At 38.7% G+C, this 15,749-nt stretch carries 17 protein-coding genes; 15 read left to right on the top strand and 2 right to left on the bottom strand.

Annotation, left to right across the window (positions count from 1 at the left end; translation table 11 throughout):
* Positions 1-394: 394 nt before the first annotated feature.
* The 10 genes from ptsH (at position 395) to spoT (ending at position 11,510) form a co-directional block, all read left to right on the top strand.
* Positions 395-652, top strand: coding sequence for a phosphocarrier protein Hpr (gene ptsH, locus ACJHV0_RS05940; RefSeq protein WP_025216575.1), 258 nt, complete (start codon positions 395-397; stop codon positions 650-652).
* Between the two features lie 115 nt (positions 653-767).
* Positions 768-2,489, top strand: a complete 1,722-nt coding sequence (gene ptsI, locus ACJHV0_RS05935) for a phosphoenolpyruvate-protein phosphotransferase PtsI (RefSeq protein WP_283386820.1) — start codon at positions 768-770, stop codon at positions 2,487-2,489.
* Between the two features lie 80 nt (positions 2,490-2,569).
* Complete coding sequence (gene crr, locus ACJHV0_RS05930; protein ID WP_283386821.1) at positions 2,570-3,070, top strand: PTS glucose transporter subunit IIA; 501 nt, start codon at positions 2,570-2,572, stop codon at positions 3,068-3,070.
* A 214-nt stretch (positions 3,071-3,284) separates the two neighbouring features.
* Positions 3,285-4,712: a tRNA (N6-isopentenyl adenosine(37)-C2)-methylthiotransferase MiaB gene (miaB, locus tag ACJHV0_RS05925; RefSeq protein ID WP_188156994.1), complete on the top strand. Its 1,428-nt coding sequence runs from the start codon at positions 3,285-3,287 to the stop codon at positions 4,710-4,712.
* Positions 4,713-4,891: 179 nt separating this feature from the next.
* Complete coding sequence (locus tag ACJHV0_RS05920) at positions 4,892-5,815, top strand: aminoimidazole riboside kinase (RefSeq protein ID WP_483133651.1); 924 nt, start codon at positions 4,892-4,894, stop codon at positions 5,813-5,815.
* Positions 5,816-5,908: 93 nt separating this feature from the next.
* Positions 5,909-7,339, top strand: a complete 1,431-nt coding sequence (locus ACJHV0_RS05915; protein WP_483133650.1) for a glycoside hydrolase family 32 protein — start codon at positions 5,909-5,911, stop codon at positions 7,337-7,339.
* A 45-nt stretch (positions 7,340-7,384) separates the two neighbouring features.
* A complete protein-coding gene (locus tag ACJHV0_RS05910) occupies positions 7,385-8,398 on the top strand; it encodes a LacI family DNA-binding transcriptional regulator (RefSeq protein ID WP_483133649.1) in 1,014 nt (337 codons plus the stop codon).
* Positions 8,399-8,408: 10 nt separating this feature from the next.
* Entirely contained in the window at positions 8,409-8,906 is a 498-nt protein-coding gene (locus ACJHV0_RS05905; protein ID WP_483133648.1) for a thioredoxin family protein, read from the top strand.
* A 101-nt stretch (positions 8,907-9,007) separates the two neighbouring features.
* Positions 9,008-9,289, top strand: a complete 282-nt coding sequence (gene rpoZ / locus ACJHV0_RS05900; RefSeq protein ID WP_025216583.1) for a DNA-directed RNA polymerase subunit omega — start codon at positions 9,008-9,010, stop codon at positions 9,287-9,289.
* A gap of 106 nt (positions 9,290-9,395) precedes the next feature.
* Positions 9,396-11,510 (top strand): bifunctional GTP diphosphokinase/guanosine-3',5'-bis pyrophosphate 3'-pyrophosphohydrolase, encoded by a 2,115-nt coding sequence (spoT, locus tag ACJHV0_RS05895; protein ID WP_038644029.1) that lies wholly within the window; start codon positions 9,396-9,398, stop codon positions 11,508-11,510.
* Between the two features lie 62 nt (positions 11,511-11,572).
* Here spoT and hemH read toward each other — a convergent pair whose 3' ends face one another.
* On the bottom strand, positions 11,573-12,532 hold the full coding sequence (hemH, locus tag ACJHV0_RS05890; RefSeq protein WP_483133647.1) for a ferrochelatase: 960 nt from the start codon (positions 12,530-12,532) through the stop codon (positions 11,573-11,575).
* 245 nt (positions 12,533-12,777) lie between these two features.
* Between hemH and rpmH the strand changes: the two genes are divergently transcribed.
* From rpmH to yidD, 3 genes are read left to right on the top strand one after another with little or no spacing between them, the layout of a single operon-like run.
* Positions 12,778-12,912: a 50S ribosomal protein L34 gene (gene rpmH / locus ACJHV0_RS05885; protein ID WP_005599701.1), complete on the top strand. Its 135-nt coding sequence runs from the start codon at positions 12,778-12,780 to the stop codon at positions 12,910-12,912.
* A gap of 36 nt (positions 12,913-12,948) precedes the next feature.
* The gene (gene rnpA / locus ACJHV0_RS05880) at positions 12,949-13,323 is read left to right on the top strand and encodes a ribonuclease P protein component (protein ID WP_334233682.1); all 375 of its coding nucleotides are present in this window, start codon (positions 12,949-12,951) and stop codon (positions 13,321-13,323) included.
* Positions 13,272-13,598 carry a membrane protein insertion efficiency factor YidD gene (gene yidD / locus ACJHV0_RS05875; protein ID WP_483133646.1) on the top strand — a complete coding sequence of 109 codons (327 nt, stop codon included), beginning with the start codon at positions 13,272-13,274 and terminating at the stop codon, positions 13,596-13,598. The genes rnpA and yidD overlap by 52 nt, the downstream gene beginning before the upstream one ends.
* 56 nt (positions 13,599-13,654) lie before the next feature.
* On the opposite strand, the gene erpA is transcribed toward yidD, so the two are convergent.
* On the bottom strand, positions 13,655-13,996 hold the full coding sequence (gene erpA, locus ACJHV0_RS05870) for an iron-sulfur cluster insertion protein ErpA (RefSeq protein ID WP_334235225.1): 342 nt from the start codon (positions 13,994-13,996) through the stop codon (positions 13,655-13,657).
* A gap of 136 nt (positions 13,997-14,132) precedes the next feature.
* Between erpA and ACJHV0_RS05865 the strand changes: the two genes are divergently transcribed.
* Both ACJHV0_RS05865 and ACJHV0_RS05860 read left to right on the top strand, forming a co-directional pair.
* The gene (locus ACJHV0_RS05865; protein WP_334235224.1) at positions 14,133-15,260 is read left to right on the top strand and encodes a hypothetical protein; all 1,128 of its coding nucleotides are present in this window, start codon (positions 14,133-14,135) and stop codon (positions 15,258-15,260) included.
* A gap of 1 nt (position 15,261) precedes the next feature.
* The coding region (locus ACJHV0_RS05860) for an ABC transporter permease (RefSeq protein WP_483133645.1) at positions 15,262-15,749 on the top strand (488 nt) is incomplete at its 3' end.

The following is a 15,749-nucleotide window of genomic DNA, read 5'->3' as shown; positions in this document are numbered from 1 at the left end:
AATTTGCAGTACATCAGTACCGGAAATCAAAGTGTTGTTTTGTTGATATCCGAACAATGCCCATAAGCTAAAGCTATAAAGTGCAATAATGCCAAAGTAGATAAACCACGCTGTTGTTTTGGTTAATTTGCCAAGCATATTGCTCCAATGTTGAAAATTAAGGAAAAGTCGTGTGGAAATTATTGTAACATTTCCATTTGGCAGTATGCTAGAATCTTGATATTTGACAAATGATTTTTAAATCAGCTCAAAAAAATAGCAATTTTTTAGGCTGACGCAACAAGTTTTTCATTTTTTTAGCGTGTGTTTAATTTGAATTTGTAGTAAAGTTGCGAGCGAAATCGATTTGATTAAAACATTTTTTTTAACTTTCAATTTATAAGAGGAATACATTATGTACTCAAAAGATGTTGTTATCACAGCTCCGAATGGTTTACACACTCGTCCGGCAGCTGAATTTGTTAAAGCAGCTAAAGGCTTTGCATCTGATATTACCGTTGCTTCCGGCGGTAAAAGTGCAAGTGCAAAGAGCTTATTTAAATTACAAACATTGGGTTTAACTCAAGGTACTACAATCACTATTTCTGCTGAAGGCGAAGATGAGCAAAAAGCAGTTGATTTCTTAGTTGATTTGATTCCTACTTTAGAATAATTTTTTTTTTACTCTCGGATTAAAATTTATACCACTTTATTGCAGCGAAACGTTGCAATAAAGTGTTTTGCTATGCAACACCAGACGATTTATCGTCTTACATAAGGACACGATTATGATTACAGGTATCGCAGCTTCCCCCGGTGCAGTATTTGGAAAAGCATTGGTTTTAAAAGAAGAGCCAATTGTATTAAATACTCGCAAAATTGATGAAAGCGAAGTTGAGACTGAAAAAGCGAAATTCTTTGAAGGACGTGAAAAAGCAGCAGCACAATTAACAGCGATTAAAGAGAAAGCCCGCCGAACGTTGGGTGAGGAAAAAGAAGCGATTTTTGAAGGTCATTTAATGATCTTAGAAGATGAAGAGCTTGAAGAAGAAATTCTGGGTTACCTGAGTGATAATCTTGTTACGGCTGATGTTGCAGCAAGTAAAGTGATTGAAATGCAAGCGGCAATGCTTGCGGAAATTGATGATGAATATTTAAAAGAGCGTGCGGGTGATATTCGTGATATCGGCAATCGTTTAGTGCGTAATATTTTAAATATGAATATTGTAGATTTAGGCGATATTCAAGATGAAGTCATTTTAGTGGCTTACGATTTAACCCCTTCTGAAACGGCACAATTAAATTTAGATAAAGTATTAGGCTTTATTACGGATATTGGCGGTCGTACCTCTCATACTTCGATTATGGCTCGTTCATTAGAGCTTCCTGCCATTGTGGGTACGAATAATGTTACTTCTTTAGTCAAAACCGGTGATTTCTTAATTTTAGATGCGATTAACAACGAAGTCCATTTAAACCCATCAGAAGAAAAAATTGCAGAATTTAAAGCCTTACAAGAGAAATTAAAGGCTGAAAAAGAAGAGTTAGCTAAATTAAAAGAATTACCGGCTCAAACATTAGACGGTCATAAAGTTGATGTGGCGGGTAACATCGGTACAATCCGTGATGTAGATGGTGTATTGCGTAACGGTGGCGAAGCGGTTGGTTTATATCGTACCGAATTTTTATTTATGGATCGTGCTCAACTGCCGGGTGAAGAAGAGCAATTCCAAGCTTACAAAGAAATTGTAGAAGCGATGGGCGATAAGATGGTGATTCTTCGTACTATGGATATTGGGGGCGATAAAGAATTACCGTACCTTGATTTACCAAAAGAAATGAACCCGTTCTTAGGCTGGCGTGCTGTGCGTATTGGTTTTACCCGTCGTGAAATTTTAGATACTCAATTACGTGCGGTATTGCGTGCCTCTGCCTTTGGTAATTTAGCGGTAATGTTCCCAATGATTATTTCGGTAGAGGAAATCCGCTTATTAAAATCAATCGTTGAAGAGTTAAAAGATCAATTACGTAATGAAGGTCATTCATTCGATGAAAATTTAAAACTCGGTATTATGGTGGAAACGCCATCAGCTGCGGTAAATGCTCGCCACCTGGCGAAAGAAGCTGATTTCTTTAGTATCGGTACAAACGATTTAACTCAATATACGCTTGCGGTAGATCGCGGTAATGAGATTATCGCTCACTTATATAATCCATTAAGCCCATCAGTATTAAACTTAATCAAGCAAGTGATTGATGCTTCACACGCAGAAGGTAAATGGACAGGTATGTGCGGCGAGCTGGCTGGCGATGTACGTGCAACGGCATTATTGCTTGGTATGGGCTTAGATGAGTTCAGTATGAGCGGTATTTCTGTGCCGCACGTGAAGAAACTCATTCGTTCAATTAATTTTGCCGATGCAAAAGCACTCGCTGATGAAGCCCTTGCTCAGCCAACGGCTGCGGATATTGAACGTTTAGTTGATGCGTTTTATCAAAAATTAAACTAATTTCAATTATTTAGCATACAAATACAAAATTCTCGTATAAAATATACGGGAATTCTGTAATATCTGAGGGAGATTTTAAGATGGGTTTATTTGATAAATTATTCGGTTCAAAACAAAAAGAGAGCCAAGAAATCAAAATTTATTCACCATTAACCGGTGAAATTGTCAATATCGAAGATGTACCAGATGTAGTTTTTTCTGAGAAAATCGTAGGCGACGGTGTGGCAATTCGTCCTGCTGGTGATACGATTGTTGCACCGGTAAATGGTACAATTGGTAAGATTTTTGAAACTAACCACGCATTTTCTATTGAATCAGAAGAAGGCGTTGAGTTATTCGTTCACTTTGGTATTGATACCGTTGAACTAAAAGGCGAAGGCTTCTCTCGTTTAGCTCAAGAAGGTCAAACTGTAAAAGTAGGCGACCCAATCATTAAATTTGATTTAGCCTTACTTGAAGGTAAAGCAAAATCTGTTTTAACACCGATCGTGATTTCAAATATGGACGAAATCAGCAACTTATCTAAATTAAACGGTCAAGTTGTTGCAGGTGAGAGCGTTGTTTTAACCTTAACAAAATAATGCTAAAATAATGAATAGAGCCACGATATTAAAAAATCGTGGCTTTTTTATTTGCTGAATATCAGATTTATGCAGATTATTTCTAGATAAAAAATAGGCTACAGGGTAAAATATGCCACAAATTTTGCGTAAAGGGTTTATTTTGAGTACAAAACAATAAATTACTTTACGCTTTTCTTTTCTAACTAATTGATATATCTATTATTTTTTAACTATGGCTAAATTACATATTACCACTTGGGGCTGCCAAATGAACGAGTACGACTCGTCTAAAATGGCGGATTTACTCAACTCTACACACGGTTTTGAGCTAACTGAAAATCCGGAAGATGCAGATGTTTTATTACTGAATACTTGTTCTATTCGTGAAAAAGCACAAGAAAAAGTATTCTCACAGCTTGGTCGTTGGAAAAACTGGAAAAAAGACAAACCAAACCTAATCATTGGTGTGGGTGGTTGTGTTGCTTCGCAAGAAGGGGAGCATATTCGTGATCGTGCTCCTTATGTTGATATTGTATTCGGACCACAAACCCTACACCGTTTACCTGAAATGATTAACCAAATTCGTGGCGGTAAAAGCTCAATTGTGGATATTTCTTTCCCGGAAATTGAGAAATTTGACCGCTTACCGGAGCCGAAAGCCGAAGGTCCAACTGCTTTCGTATCAATTATGGAAGGTTGTAACAAATACTGCTCATTCTGCGTTGTGCCTTACACGCGTGGTGAAGAGGTTTCACGCCCGGTAGATGATGTATTATTTGAAATTGCACAACTTGCTGCTCAAGGTGTGCGTGAAGTAAATTTACTCGGTCAAAACGTAAATGCTTATCGTGGTGAGACTTTCGATGGTGGCATTTGTACTTTTGCAGAATTGCTACGTTTAGTGGCGGCGATTGATGGTATTGACCGTTTACGTTATACCACCAGCCACCCAATTGAATTTAGCGATGATATTATTGAGGTTTACCGTGATACGCCTGAATTAGTCAGTTTCTTACACTTACCGATTCAAAGTGGCTCAGACCGAGTGTTGACGATGATGAAACGTAATCACACTGCATTAGAGTATAAAGCGATTATCCGCAAATTGCGTGAAGTTCGTCCTGAAATTCAAATCAGCTCAGACTTTATTGTCGGCTTCCCGGGTGAAACGGCAGAAGATTTTGAGCAAACAATGAAAATCATTGAGCAAGTGAACTTTGATATGAGCTTCAGCTTTATCTATTCGGCTCGTCCGGGTACACCGGCGGCAGATCTGCCTGATAATGTCTCAGAAGAGGAGAAAAAAGAGCGTTTATCACGTCTACAACAACGCATTAACCATCAAGCAATGCAGTTTAGCCGTGCAATGCTAGGTACTGAGCAACGTATTTTAGTAGAAGGTCCATCGAAAAAAGATTTAATGGAACTCACAGGACGTACAGAAACCAACCGTGTGGTGAATTTTGTGGGTACGCCGGATATGATTGGCAAATTTGTAGATGTGAAAATCACCGATGTTTATACCAACTCCCTGCGTGGCGAGGTAATCCGCACGGAAGAGGAAATGGGATTACGCGTGGTGGAATCAGCCGAAAGCGTGATTGCTCGCACTCGTAAAGAAGACGAGTTAGGTGTTGGCAAATACGTTGTCAATCTGTAAAAAAATTACGTTTTATGATCGCTTGTAGCTATAATACAAGCGGTCATTTTTTTAGATTTTTTTGCAATTTAAGGCATCTTAAAATGCAAAAAGTAAGTGAAATTGAACCGCTTACAATTTATAATAATTCATAGCTAAATCGTTTTAGCTAAAAGTTGAATGATATAAAGAGAAAAATTATGAGCAAGATTTGGGTAACAGGCGATGCCGTCGTAGATTTAATTCCAGATGGCGAAAATCACTATTTAAAATGTGCAGGCGGTGCACCGGCAAATGTGGCGGTAGGCGTTTCTCGTTTAGGCGTTGAAGCAGGTTTTATCGGGCGAGTGGGTAACGATCCGCTTGGTAAATTTATGCGTGAGGTGCTACAAGCTGAAAATGTTTCTGTCGAGAATATGATTTTAGATGACAATCATCGCACTTCAACCGTTGTAGTTGGCTTAGATAATGGCGAACGCAGTTTTACCTTTATGGTTAATCCAAGTGCAGACCAATTTTTAGAAATTGGCGATTTACCTGAATTTAGTCAAGGTGATTTCTTACATTGTTGCTCAATTGCCTTAATTAATGACCCATCACGCTCTACTACCATTGAAGCGATTTGCCGAGTAAAACAAGCAGGTGGTTATGTTTCATTTGATCCAAATTTGCGTGAATCCCTCTGGAAAAGCCTTGATGAAATGAAATCGGTAGTCAATTCAGTGGTTTCAATGGCAGATATTCTCAAATTTTCGGAAGAAGAGCTGACATTACTCACCGATACCGATTCTTTAGAAGAGGCGACCAAAGCAATTACGGCACAATATCCTGAAAAATTAATTATCATCACCTTAGGCAAAGATGGAGCAATTTACCACTTCAACGGTAAGAGCCAAATTGTGGCGGGTAAAGCATTAAAACCTGTTGATACCACAGGGGCTGGCGATGCTTTTGTCAGCGGATTATTAGCCGGTTTAGCCAACACGCCGGATTGGAAAGATGAAACCGCTCTAGTTGAGGTTATCCGCAAAGCAAATGCCTCCGGTGCGTTAGCCACCACCGCAAAAGGGGCGATGTCGGCTCTGCCGAATAAAGCAGAGTTGGACGCATTTTTGGCAGAATAGTTTTATTTTCCCCTCTCCCTGATTTTTCTTCTGAACGAAGAAAAATCTGTCCCTCTTCCACAAGGGGAGAGGGTAACTAAACAGGAAATCCCTATGCACATTTTCAATAACGGCAAATACAAAAGCCTACACGCTCAAAGCGAAGGCGAATTAAATACTCTTCGCCAAACCGTACTTTCTGATCTTAATTTCTACCCAACTTACCATCTTGCTCCTGAAACAGGCTTATTCAATGACCCAAACGGTTTACTTTTTGATGGCAAGAACTACCACATCTTTGCTCAATGGTTTCCTTACGGTGCATTGCACGGAATGAAGCATTGGCAACATTTTATGACCGAAGATTTTCAAACCTTTGAAAAAGGGGAGTTATTAATCCCCGATGAATTGTTTGAATCACACGGTTGCTATTCCGGTGGAGCGATTTTATGGCAAGGCAAAATCGTGGCTTTCTATACGGGTAACACCCGCCGCCCTTCTGATAACGCTCGAGTTCCACATCAAAATATTGCGATTTTTGATACTTCAGGCAAATTGCTTGAAAAACGTTGCATTATTGACCAAGCTCCTACAGGTTATACCGAACACGTGCGTGATCCGAAACCTTACATTACGGCGGAAGGAAAAATTCGTTTTGTACTTGGAGCTCAACGTGAAAATTTAACCGGTACGGCGTTAATTTATGAAATGAATGATCTAAATGATACACCTCGTTTAGTTGCCGAACTTGATGTGAATGGTTTTGATAATAGCAACGTGTTTATGTGGGAATGCCCGGATCTATTTAGGCTTGGTGGAAAAGATCTGTTTGTTTGGTCGCCACAGGGTAAACTGCGTGAAAGCCATCAATTTCAAAATAACTATCACGCCACTTATGCGGTGGGGCAGTTAAATGGTAATAGTCTCAATGCCGAGCATATTGAAGAATTAGATTACGGCTTCGATTTTTACGCACCACAAACGGTGGAAAATTCGGATCGCATTATGTTTGGCTGGGTAGGCTTACCGGATCTCACTTATCCAACCGACAAATACCAATGGCATTCAATGCTGACAATGCCTCGCAAACTTTCCTTACAAAACGGTAAAGTGGTGCAACAACCCATTGTGAATTTAGGCGAGCAACAAGCGGTCGAAATGTCAGAAAATGTTGCAATTGATGATTTAGATACTGCCTATTTGCAAATTTCGGTAGAAAATCAACCGCTTGTATTAGATTTTTTCAGCAATGAACAAGGGCAAAAGCTCACAATCCGTTTTGAAAACGGTGTATTTAGCTTAGATCGTAGCCAAAGTGAGCAAACAGAGTTAATGGAAAAGTTTGGTACGGTTCGTCATTGTAAAATCGAAAAATTAGACACGCTGGATATTTTCTTTGACCGCTCGGTAGTGGAAATTTTCCTCAATGGTGGCGAAAAAGTGCTGACCTCTCGTTTCTTTATCGCTAACCGTGAAAATAGCGTGAAAAGCTCTCGCCCTCTCCAAGCGAGAGTAGCAAAAGTAATACCAATTAGCGTAGAATAAAACAAAGTGGGCGGGAAAGCCCCAAAATGATAAAAAGGAGAAAGTGTGAAAAAACGCTTAACGCTAAGCGATATTGCAGAGCTAAGCGGTGTGTCTAAAACCACCGCAAGTATGATTTTAAACGGGCGGGGCAATGATTTTAGAATTAAACCTGAAACTTGCCAAAAAGTAAAAGAGATCGCCCAAAAACACGGCTATCGAGCCAATGTGTATGCAAAGTCCTTACAAGCTCAACGCACGAATGTTATTGGTTTGGTCATTCCTGATTTAACCAACTACGGCTTTGCTTTAACGTCCAAAACGCTGGAAAAATTATGCCGTGATAACGGGCTACAGCTTGTAATTGCTTGCTCTGACGACAGCTTTGAAGGTGAGAAAAAAGCGATAGAACGTTTGTTAGATAGGCAGGTAGATTTGCTCATCACCGCACCTACTCACCACGAGCCGAGCTACTATAAAAGTATTACTCAATATACCCCAATGTTACAGCTAGACCGTTATATTTCCGGGCTAGATGTGCCATCTATAACCAGTAATGATACCGAAACAATCAGTATGTTGGTGGAAAATATGGTTAGAGCTTATCAGCCAGCTGAATTTTTCTATTTGGGCGGTCAGCTCTCGCTCTCACCGAGCCAAAATCGTTTGAAAGGCTTTCGTGAAGGATTGATGCAGTCGCATTTGGATTTTGATGAAAATTGGCTGCTGCACAAAGATTATCAGCCTGAATCGGGTTATCAGATGTTTTCGCAGATTGTAGAAAAGTTAGGACGACTGCCTGAAGCAGTATTTACCGCCTCTTTTACTTTGCTTGAAGGGGTAATGCGTTATTTAACCGAGCATCGCCAAATGGATAAACTCTTAACCCAAGAACTCCATTTAGCTACTTTTGACGATCATCATTTATTGAATGCATTGCCGTTTCATATTCACTCGATAAAGCAAGATCATCAGCAGATCGCTGAGCAAACATTTGCCTTAATTCAGCAAAGATTAGCTCAAAAGAAAGTGGAAAGTGTGAAAGTGGATTGTGAAATTTTATGGCGGAAATCAATTTAAAAGGAAAGTTATGGCACATTTTTACGAATATTTAGAATTTAATAGCGATGAAGATCGTGAAAATCAGTTAGAAGTCTATATTGAGGTAAAACTAGAACCGGAAACCGAAGAGAAGCTGAAATCCATTGGCGTGCAAGGCGATTGGCTTGTGATGGCAGAACCGCATTGCCCCGATTGTGTCGAAGTAGTCGCTTATTTTCAACGAATGGCAAAGCTTAATCCAAACATCAAGGTTGAGTATATTTCTTGTAAAGAAGCCCAAGAAACAAAACAATTTAAGCACGATGAACAGCTACAAGCGGTCATTTCTGAGCAAAAAATTCCCACGATTTTTGATGTGAGTAGCAGCAAGATTAAGATGGTATTATCGGAATTTCCCCAATTTTTAAAAGATAAAATTGAAGAGCAGCCAGAGCAATCCGATCAATTAATTGCTGATTTCCGAATGGGTAAATTAGGGAAAGAGGTTGAGAAAGAATTGTTGGCGGTTTTAACGAAAGTTAAATAATTCCCTAAATTCCCCTAACCATAATTGCAGAACCTACCTAATTTCTGTATAATCTGCAATCTTTTTATGAATAAAAATGAATATATCTTTGGAGTAAATTTATGGCTCGTGTAACCGTACAAGAAGCAGCGGAGAAAATTGGCAACCGTTTTGATTTAATCTTAATTGCCGCACGTCGTGCAAGACAATTACAACTTCACACGCGTGAGCCACTTGTGCCTGAAGAAAATGATAAACCAACCGTTATCGCATTGCGTGAAATTGAAGAAGGTTTAATTACCACTGATATTATGGATCAGTTAGAAAACCATGAGTCTATTAAACAAGAAGCGGCAGAGCAAGAAGCGATTTCGTTTTTAACTGAAATGAGCAACGAAGCGTAATTTTATTTTTCGTCAAGAGAGAATGGGCAATTGGGTCTGCAAGCGGTAGGATTTTCCTAAAAATTTGCAAATTCGTTGTCCATTTTTATTTCTGTTGAGGTATAACGTGTATCTTTTTGAACCTTTAGATCGAATTATTCAGGGCTATTTGCCGAGTGAGCAAATCGAACGTGTTAAACGTGCCTATGTGATTGCACGCGATGCTCACGAGGGGCAAACACGCTCAAGCGGAGAGCCTTACATCACCCACCCTGTTGCGGTGGCTTCTATCATTGCTGAGATGAAATTAGATCACGAAGCCGTGATTGCCGCCCTCCTACACGATGTGATTGAAGATACACCTTACACCGAAGAAGAGCTTGCCGCTGAATTTGGACAGAGCGTTGCCGATATTGTGCAGGGCGTTTCTAAGCTTGATAAGTTAAAATTCCGCACCCGTCAAGAAGCGGAAGTGGCAAATTTCCGCAAAATGATTTTGGCGATGACGAAAGATATTCGTGTTGTTTTGATAAAACTTGCCGACCGTACTCACAATATGCGAACCTTAGGTTCACTTCGCCCCGACAAACGCCGCCGTATTGCAAAAGAAACATTGGAAATTTACAGCCCGTTAGCCCATCGTTTAGGTATTGAGCATATTAAAAATGAGCTAGAAGATCTAGGCTTTGAGGCAATGCACCCGCAACGTTATCGCGTATTAAAAATGGCAATTGCGAGTGCCAGAGGTCATCGTAAAGAGCTTATTCAACGCATTGCAGATGATATTAAGGGGCGTTTAGAGGATGTGAAAATTGAAGCTCGAGTTTATGGGCGTGAAAAGCATCTCTATTCGATTTATCAAAAAATGCGCCAGAAAGATCAGCATTTTCATTCCATTTTAGATATTTACGCTTTCCGTGTGGTAGTTGGGAATGTGGATAATTGCTATCGCGTATTGGGGCAGATGCATGCATTATATAAACCTCGTCCGAAGCGTGTGAAAGATTATATTGCAGTGCCGAAACCAAATGGCTATCAATCATTACATACTTCAATGATTGGCCCACACGGTGTGCCGGTTGAGGTGCAAATTCGTACCGAAGATATGGATAAAATGGCGGATATGGGAGTTACTGCTCATTGGCGCTATAAAGAGGGCGAAAGTCCGCACAATACCACTATGCAGTTGAAAGCACAGCAGTGGTTACAAAGTATTGTTGAATTGCAAAACAGTGCGGGCAACTCAGCAGAGTTTATTGATAGCGTGAAATCTGATCTTTTCTCGGATGATATTTTCGTCTTTACCCCGAAAGGACGTATTGTGGAACTGCCTGCGAATGCAACAGCGATTGATTTTGCCTACGCCGTTCACTCAGGTATTGGTGATCGTTGTGTTGGTGCACTTGTAGATCGCAATCCATATCCACTTACTGAGCCTTTACGAACAGGACAGACGATTGAAATTATTACCGAGCAAGGCAAACGACCGAAAGCTTCTTGGCTGAACTTTGTGGTAACGGGTAAGGCTCGTGCAAAAATTCGCCAGTTCCTTAAAAATCAAGAACACGATGAAGCCATTGAATTAGGCAAACGCCAGTTAATTCGTGTGATGAATTTGAATTCTATTGATGAACTCAAGCCAGAAATCATTCAGCCTGTATTAGATGAGTTGCGTTTAGCCACCTTTGATGATTTGCTGTCTGAAATCGGGCTAGGTAATCAGATGAGCAGCGTGATCGCTCAACGCTTATCGGGTGAAACATTACAAATTGATACTGATGGTAACCCGGAAAATAATCAACCAATAAAAATTGAAGGTATTGAAAATCATCTTATCAGTTTTGCGAAATGCTGTTTACCGATACCGGGTGATGACATTATTGCTTACGTTAGTTCAGGCAAAGGCTTGGTTATTCATAATACTTGTTGTGCAAATGTGAAAGATTACGCTATCGATCAAAGCCATTATCTTCCTGTAATGTGGGAAGTTGCGAAAGAGAAAGCCATCAAGTTTGAAACTGAAATCGTGTTAGATATTATGAATGAACCGGGTGTGTTGGCAGCCATTACTTCAACTTTTGCGAAGATGGACAGTAATATCGGCAGCATTCATAGTGAAGCAAGAGAGGGCAATGTCTATCAAGTGATATTCCAAATCTCCGTTATCGACAAAGCTCATTTTGAGGCGATTTTACGCAAACTTTCCAGCATTAATGGTGTGGTAAAAGTTGCTCGTAAATAGGTAATAAGCTAAGTAACAAGCGGTTAAATTTTCATAAAATTTAACCGCTTGTATTTTATTTCTTACATTTTTGCTTCAATCAATTTCACTAAAGCTCTAATGTGATCACCGTTTGCATTTAATGCAGGAATGTAACGATAAGATTCTCCACCCGCGTGTTCAAAGTTCTCACGGTTTTCTTCTGCAATTTCTTCCAAGGTTTCTAAACAGTCCGCCGAAAAGCCCGGACAAACTACGGCTACTTTTTTCACCCCTTTTTTTGGAAAGCCTTCAAGCGTTTCATCGGTGTAAGGCTGTAACCATTCTTCATCGCCAAAACGTGATTGGAAAGATAAAAGCCATTTATGCTTTGGTAAACCTAATTTTTCTGCCACTAATTCAGCGGTTTCATAGCAATGTCTTGAGTAAAAATCACCTTCATCTTCATAACGTTTTGGAATACCGTGAAAGGAGAAAAGTAACAGCTCATCTTGTTTCACATCAATAGAGTTAGCCAATGCTTGAATATAAAGCGGATCGTTATGATAGCTATGAATAAAATCAAACGGTACAATCTTACGCTGAGCTTTTAAACCGTTTGCGAAAGCATCAAACACCGAAGCAGTTGTGGTACTGCTATATTGTGGATAAAGCGGTAGCACGATAATTCGTTCAACGCCTTGCTTGATTAGGCTGTCTGTTGCACTTTCAATACTTGGATTGCCATAAGACATTCCCAATTCCACCACTACATTTTTACCTTTTGCATCAAAATAACGTTGAACGGAACGTTGTTGCTCACGAGAAATAACCAATAACGGCGAGCCTTCTTCACTCCAAACCGATTGGTATAATTTCGCTACTTTTGGCGAGCGTTTTGGTAACACGATAAAATTTAAAATTGCCTGCCATTTCACTTTGGGTAAGTCGATAACACGAGGATCGCTTAAAAATTGCTTTAAATAACGCTTAACGGCAGGGGCTGTAGGCTCATCTGGCGTGCCTAAATTGGCTAACAAAATACCGATTTTTTGCTGGTTCATAGTATATTCCCAAAATTTATAACTAAATGAGTATGAAGCGATTATGCCATAAAGAAATATAAATTTCTGCGATTATTACAAGCGGTCGTATTTTTCAAAAACTTTGCAAACAATCTGATTTGTACTTAGATTGATTCTTGCTTTTTGTTTTGTTTGCCTGTAGAATTGCAACTCTTTTTTATGGTCCTTGTTTGGCAGAAACATTTTGTATGCCAACTTTTTAAATATATTTAGGTAGATAAGCAATGAAACGTACATTTCAACCATCAGTATTAAAACGTGCTCGTACACACGGTTTCCGTGCTCGTATGGCTACTAAAAACGGTCGTCAAGTATTAGCACGTCGTCGTGCTAAAGGTCGTAAATCTTTATCTGCATAATTGCAGAACTCAGCCAAAACACCTTTCTAATTAAGTGTGAAGAAGCTAAATTTTTCTCGGGAGCTGCGTTTGTTAGCTCCCGTTCAATTTAAAGCGGTGTTTGAAGAACCTCTTCGAGCCAGCACCCCTCAAATGACCCTTCTTGCGAGAGAGAATACATTAGATAATCCTCGTCTAGGTTTAACTGTTGCTAAAAAACATCTAAAACGAGCTCACGATCGCAATCGTATTAAACGCATTGTAAGAGAAAGTTTTCGCTTACAACAGCACGAATTACCCAATTTTGATTTTGTATTTGTGGCAAAAGGCGGAATTGGCAAATTAGACAACGCAACGCTTTTCGAGACACTGGAAAAACTATGGGCAAGGCACATCCGTCTGAGCAAAAAGCCTGCTCAGAGCAATCAATAAGCGAGCCAAAACGCATCAGTTTATTGGCAAGATTACTCTTGCTGCCTATCTATTTCTATCGCTATGCAATCAGCCCATTGATTGGACCTCGCTGCCGATTTTACCCGACTTGCTCAACTTATGCCGTTGAAGCAATTAAAATTCACGGAGCAATCAACGGCGGGTATCTCGCTTTTAAACGGATTTTACGTTGTAACCCGATGAGTGAAGGAGGGGAAGATCCTGTTCCGCCTTGCTGTTGCCAATGTCAAAGCAACAAAAAACAGCCTAAATAATTGCTATTTAGGCGGTTTTCGTTTGATACAAGCGGTCAAATTTAGCGGTTTTTTTACTAGATACTAAAAGAAGAGCCGCAACCACAAGTTGAACTCGCATTTGGATTAGTAACCACAAAGCGAGAACCATCTAACCCTTCGGTATAATCTACCGTACCACCGATTAGATATTGTAAGCTCATAGGATCAACCACCAAGCCTACATTCTGGTTTTCAATAGTGAGATCACCGTCATTTACCTGATCATCAAAGGTAAACCCATACTGAAACCCACTACAGCCCCCACCCGTAATATAAACACGCAAGCGAAGATTTGGGTTATCTTCGCCTTCAATTAAGGCTTTCACTTTACGAGCTGCTGCGTCAGTAAAGATTAAAGGAATTTGGATATCGCTCATTTTTTGTTTTAGATCAAGGTTTTGTATATTTAGGTATTATCTAACAATCAATGATTTATAGCAATAAGTAAAGTATGTTAAAAGTAAAGTGCTTTTTATTAAAATCTAGTATAATAACTTCATAGGAAAGATGATTATGAAAACTATAGAAAGTACTTTAATTGGGAAGTTTGTGTATCTAGGTGGAATTCTGTATGAAATTACTTCTGGAAACATAGGAGTAGATACAATTTCCTTAAAGAATGTGATGACAGGGAATTATGCTCGCCATAGAAATGGTGATATTGAGAACCACTGTTTAAGTAATGATGAGATTTTTTTATTTGACTCTTCTTTTTATGTGGAAGATAGTGATGATTCTGTAATCTTATACTGTAGCAATGTGGGGTTAGAATCACATTGTATTGTAGATCTTGATGGTCGCTTGTCTATAATTGATAAATGTATTTGTCTCGAGCAGAGTTTATCACACTCTTTTAGAGTTTTAGATTCAGATAGCATTCCTGTCAAGCAGCACGCTTTTCCACAGGATGAAAAACTTAAAGTTGTTGTATTTGGTTCTTCATCTAGTGAGGTTTTTGATTATATTTTTGGCGATAATCCTGATTATTTTCCCTTTTGGGCATCCGGTTGGTCTACAAGAGGTCTAAAGAATACAGAGAAGCATATTAAGCCATATAGAGTATATTTAGAAAATATATCGTCTGATAGTATTATTTTATTGCATTTTGGTTCTGTAGATATAGATTTTAACTTAGCTTTTAAAGCTGAAACATCGGGATTTTATCATACGGATCTCTTTATAAAAGAGATGGTTGATGGAATACTTAAATTTAGAAAATATTTATACGATGAGTTTGGTATTAGTAACATTTATGCTGTTTTTTCTGCACCTACAATTGAGCTGACGCCAGAATATTATAAAGAATATTTTAGATTTGATCAGTTGCCAGTTAAAATGAGATCTAAAATGTTATGGGATTTTGCTATTACTTTGGCATCTCAGATGCCGGTAGTAAATTGTTTGCCTGATTTAGTAAAATCTATTGATGATCCTGTTTGCGATAATAAATATGTTAGAGAACGTCCAGATCATCATATTGATTTCGTTAAAATACAGGATGTCGTCTATAATAAAATTAAGAAGGTTCCTAATATGTTACCTAGAAGATATAGTAAACATATAAAACTTTACGAGCATCTTATTTACGATGTATATGATGCTGTTCATTTGAATAAACCTAGACCTAGAACTTGTAGATAATATGATTAGTAAATTTATAGATAAATTAAATCGATTTTTTGCATTTGATGAGTTGTTAAAACAACTTGTTATTAGAGATATTAAGCTGAAATATCGGAGAAGTTATTTGGGTTATCTCTGGAGTGTTTTAAATCCTTTAATAATGATGATAGTGTTGGTTACAATATTTTCTAATTTATTTAGTAGATTTGATATCCCAAATTACCCTTTATATATTATTTCTGGTCAGATTATATTTTCTTTAATGACAGAAGCTACTAATATGTCTGTAGGTGCAATAATTAGTAATGCTCACTTAATTAAGAAAACATATGTTCCTAAGTATATTTTTACTTTTTCTAAAGCAGGTAGTTCATTAGTAAATACCCTTTTTTCATTGGGAGCTCTACTTTTAGTGATGATGATTACTGGAAGTGGGTTTTCTTGGTATCTATTATTAATTCCTATCGTCCTGCTTCAAGTTTTTATTTTTAGCTTAGGGCTAAGTAT

The sequence above is a fragment of the Mannheimia sp. genome, assembly GCF_056854775.1.
This window is presented reverse-complemented; position numbering and strand designations above follow the sequence as displayed.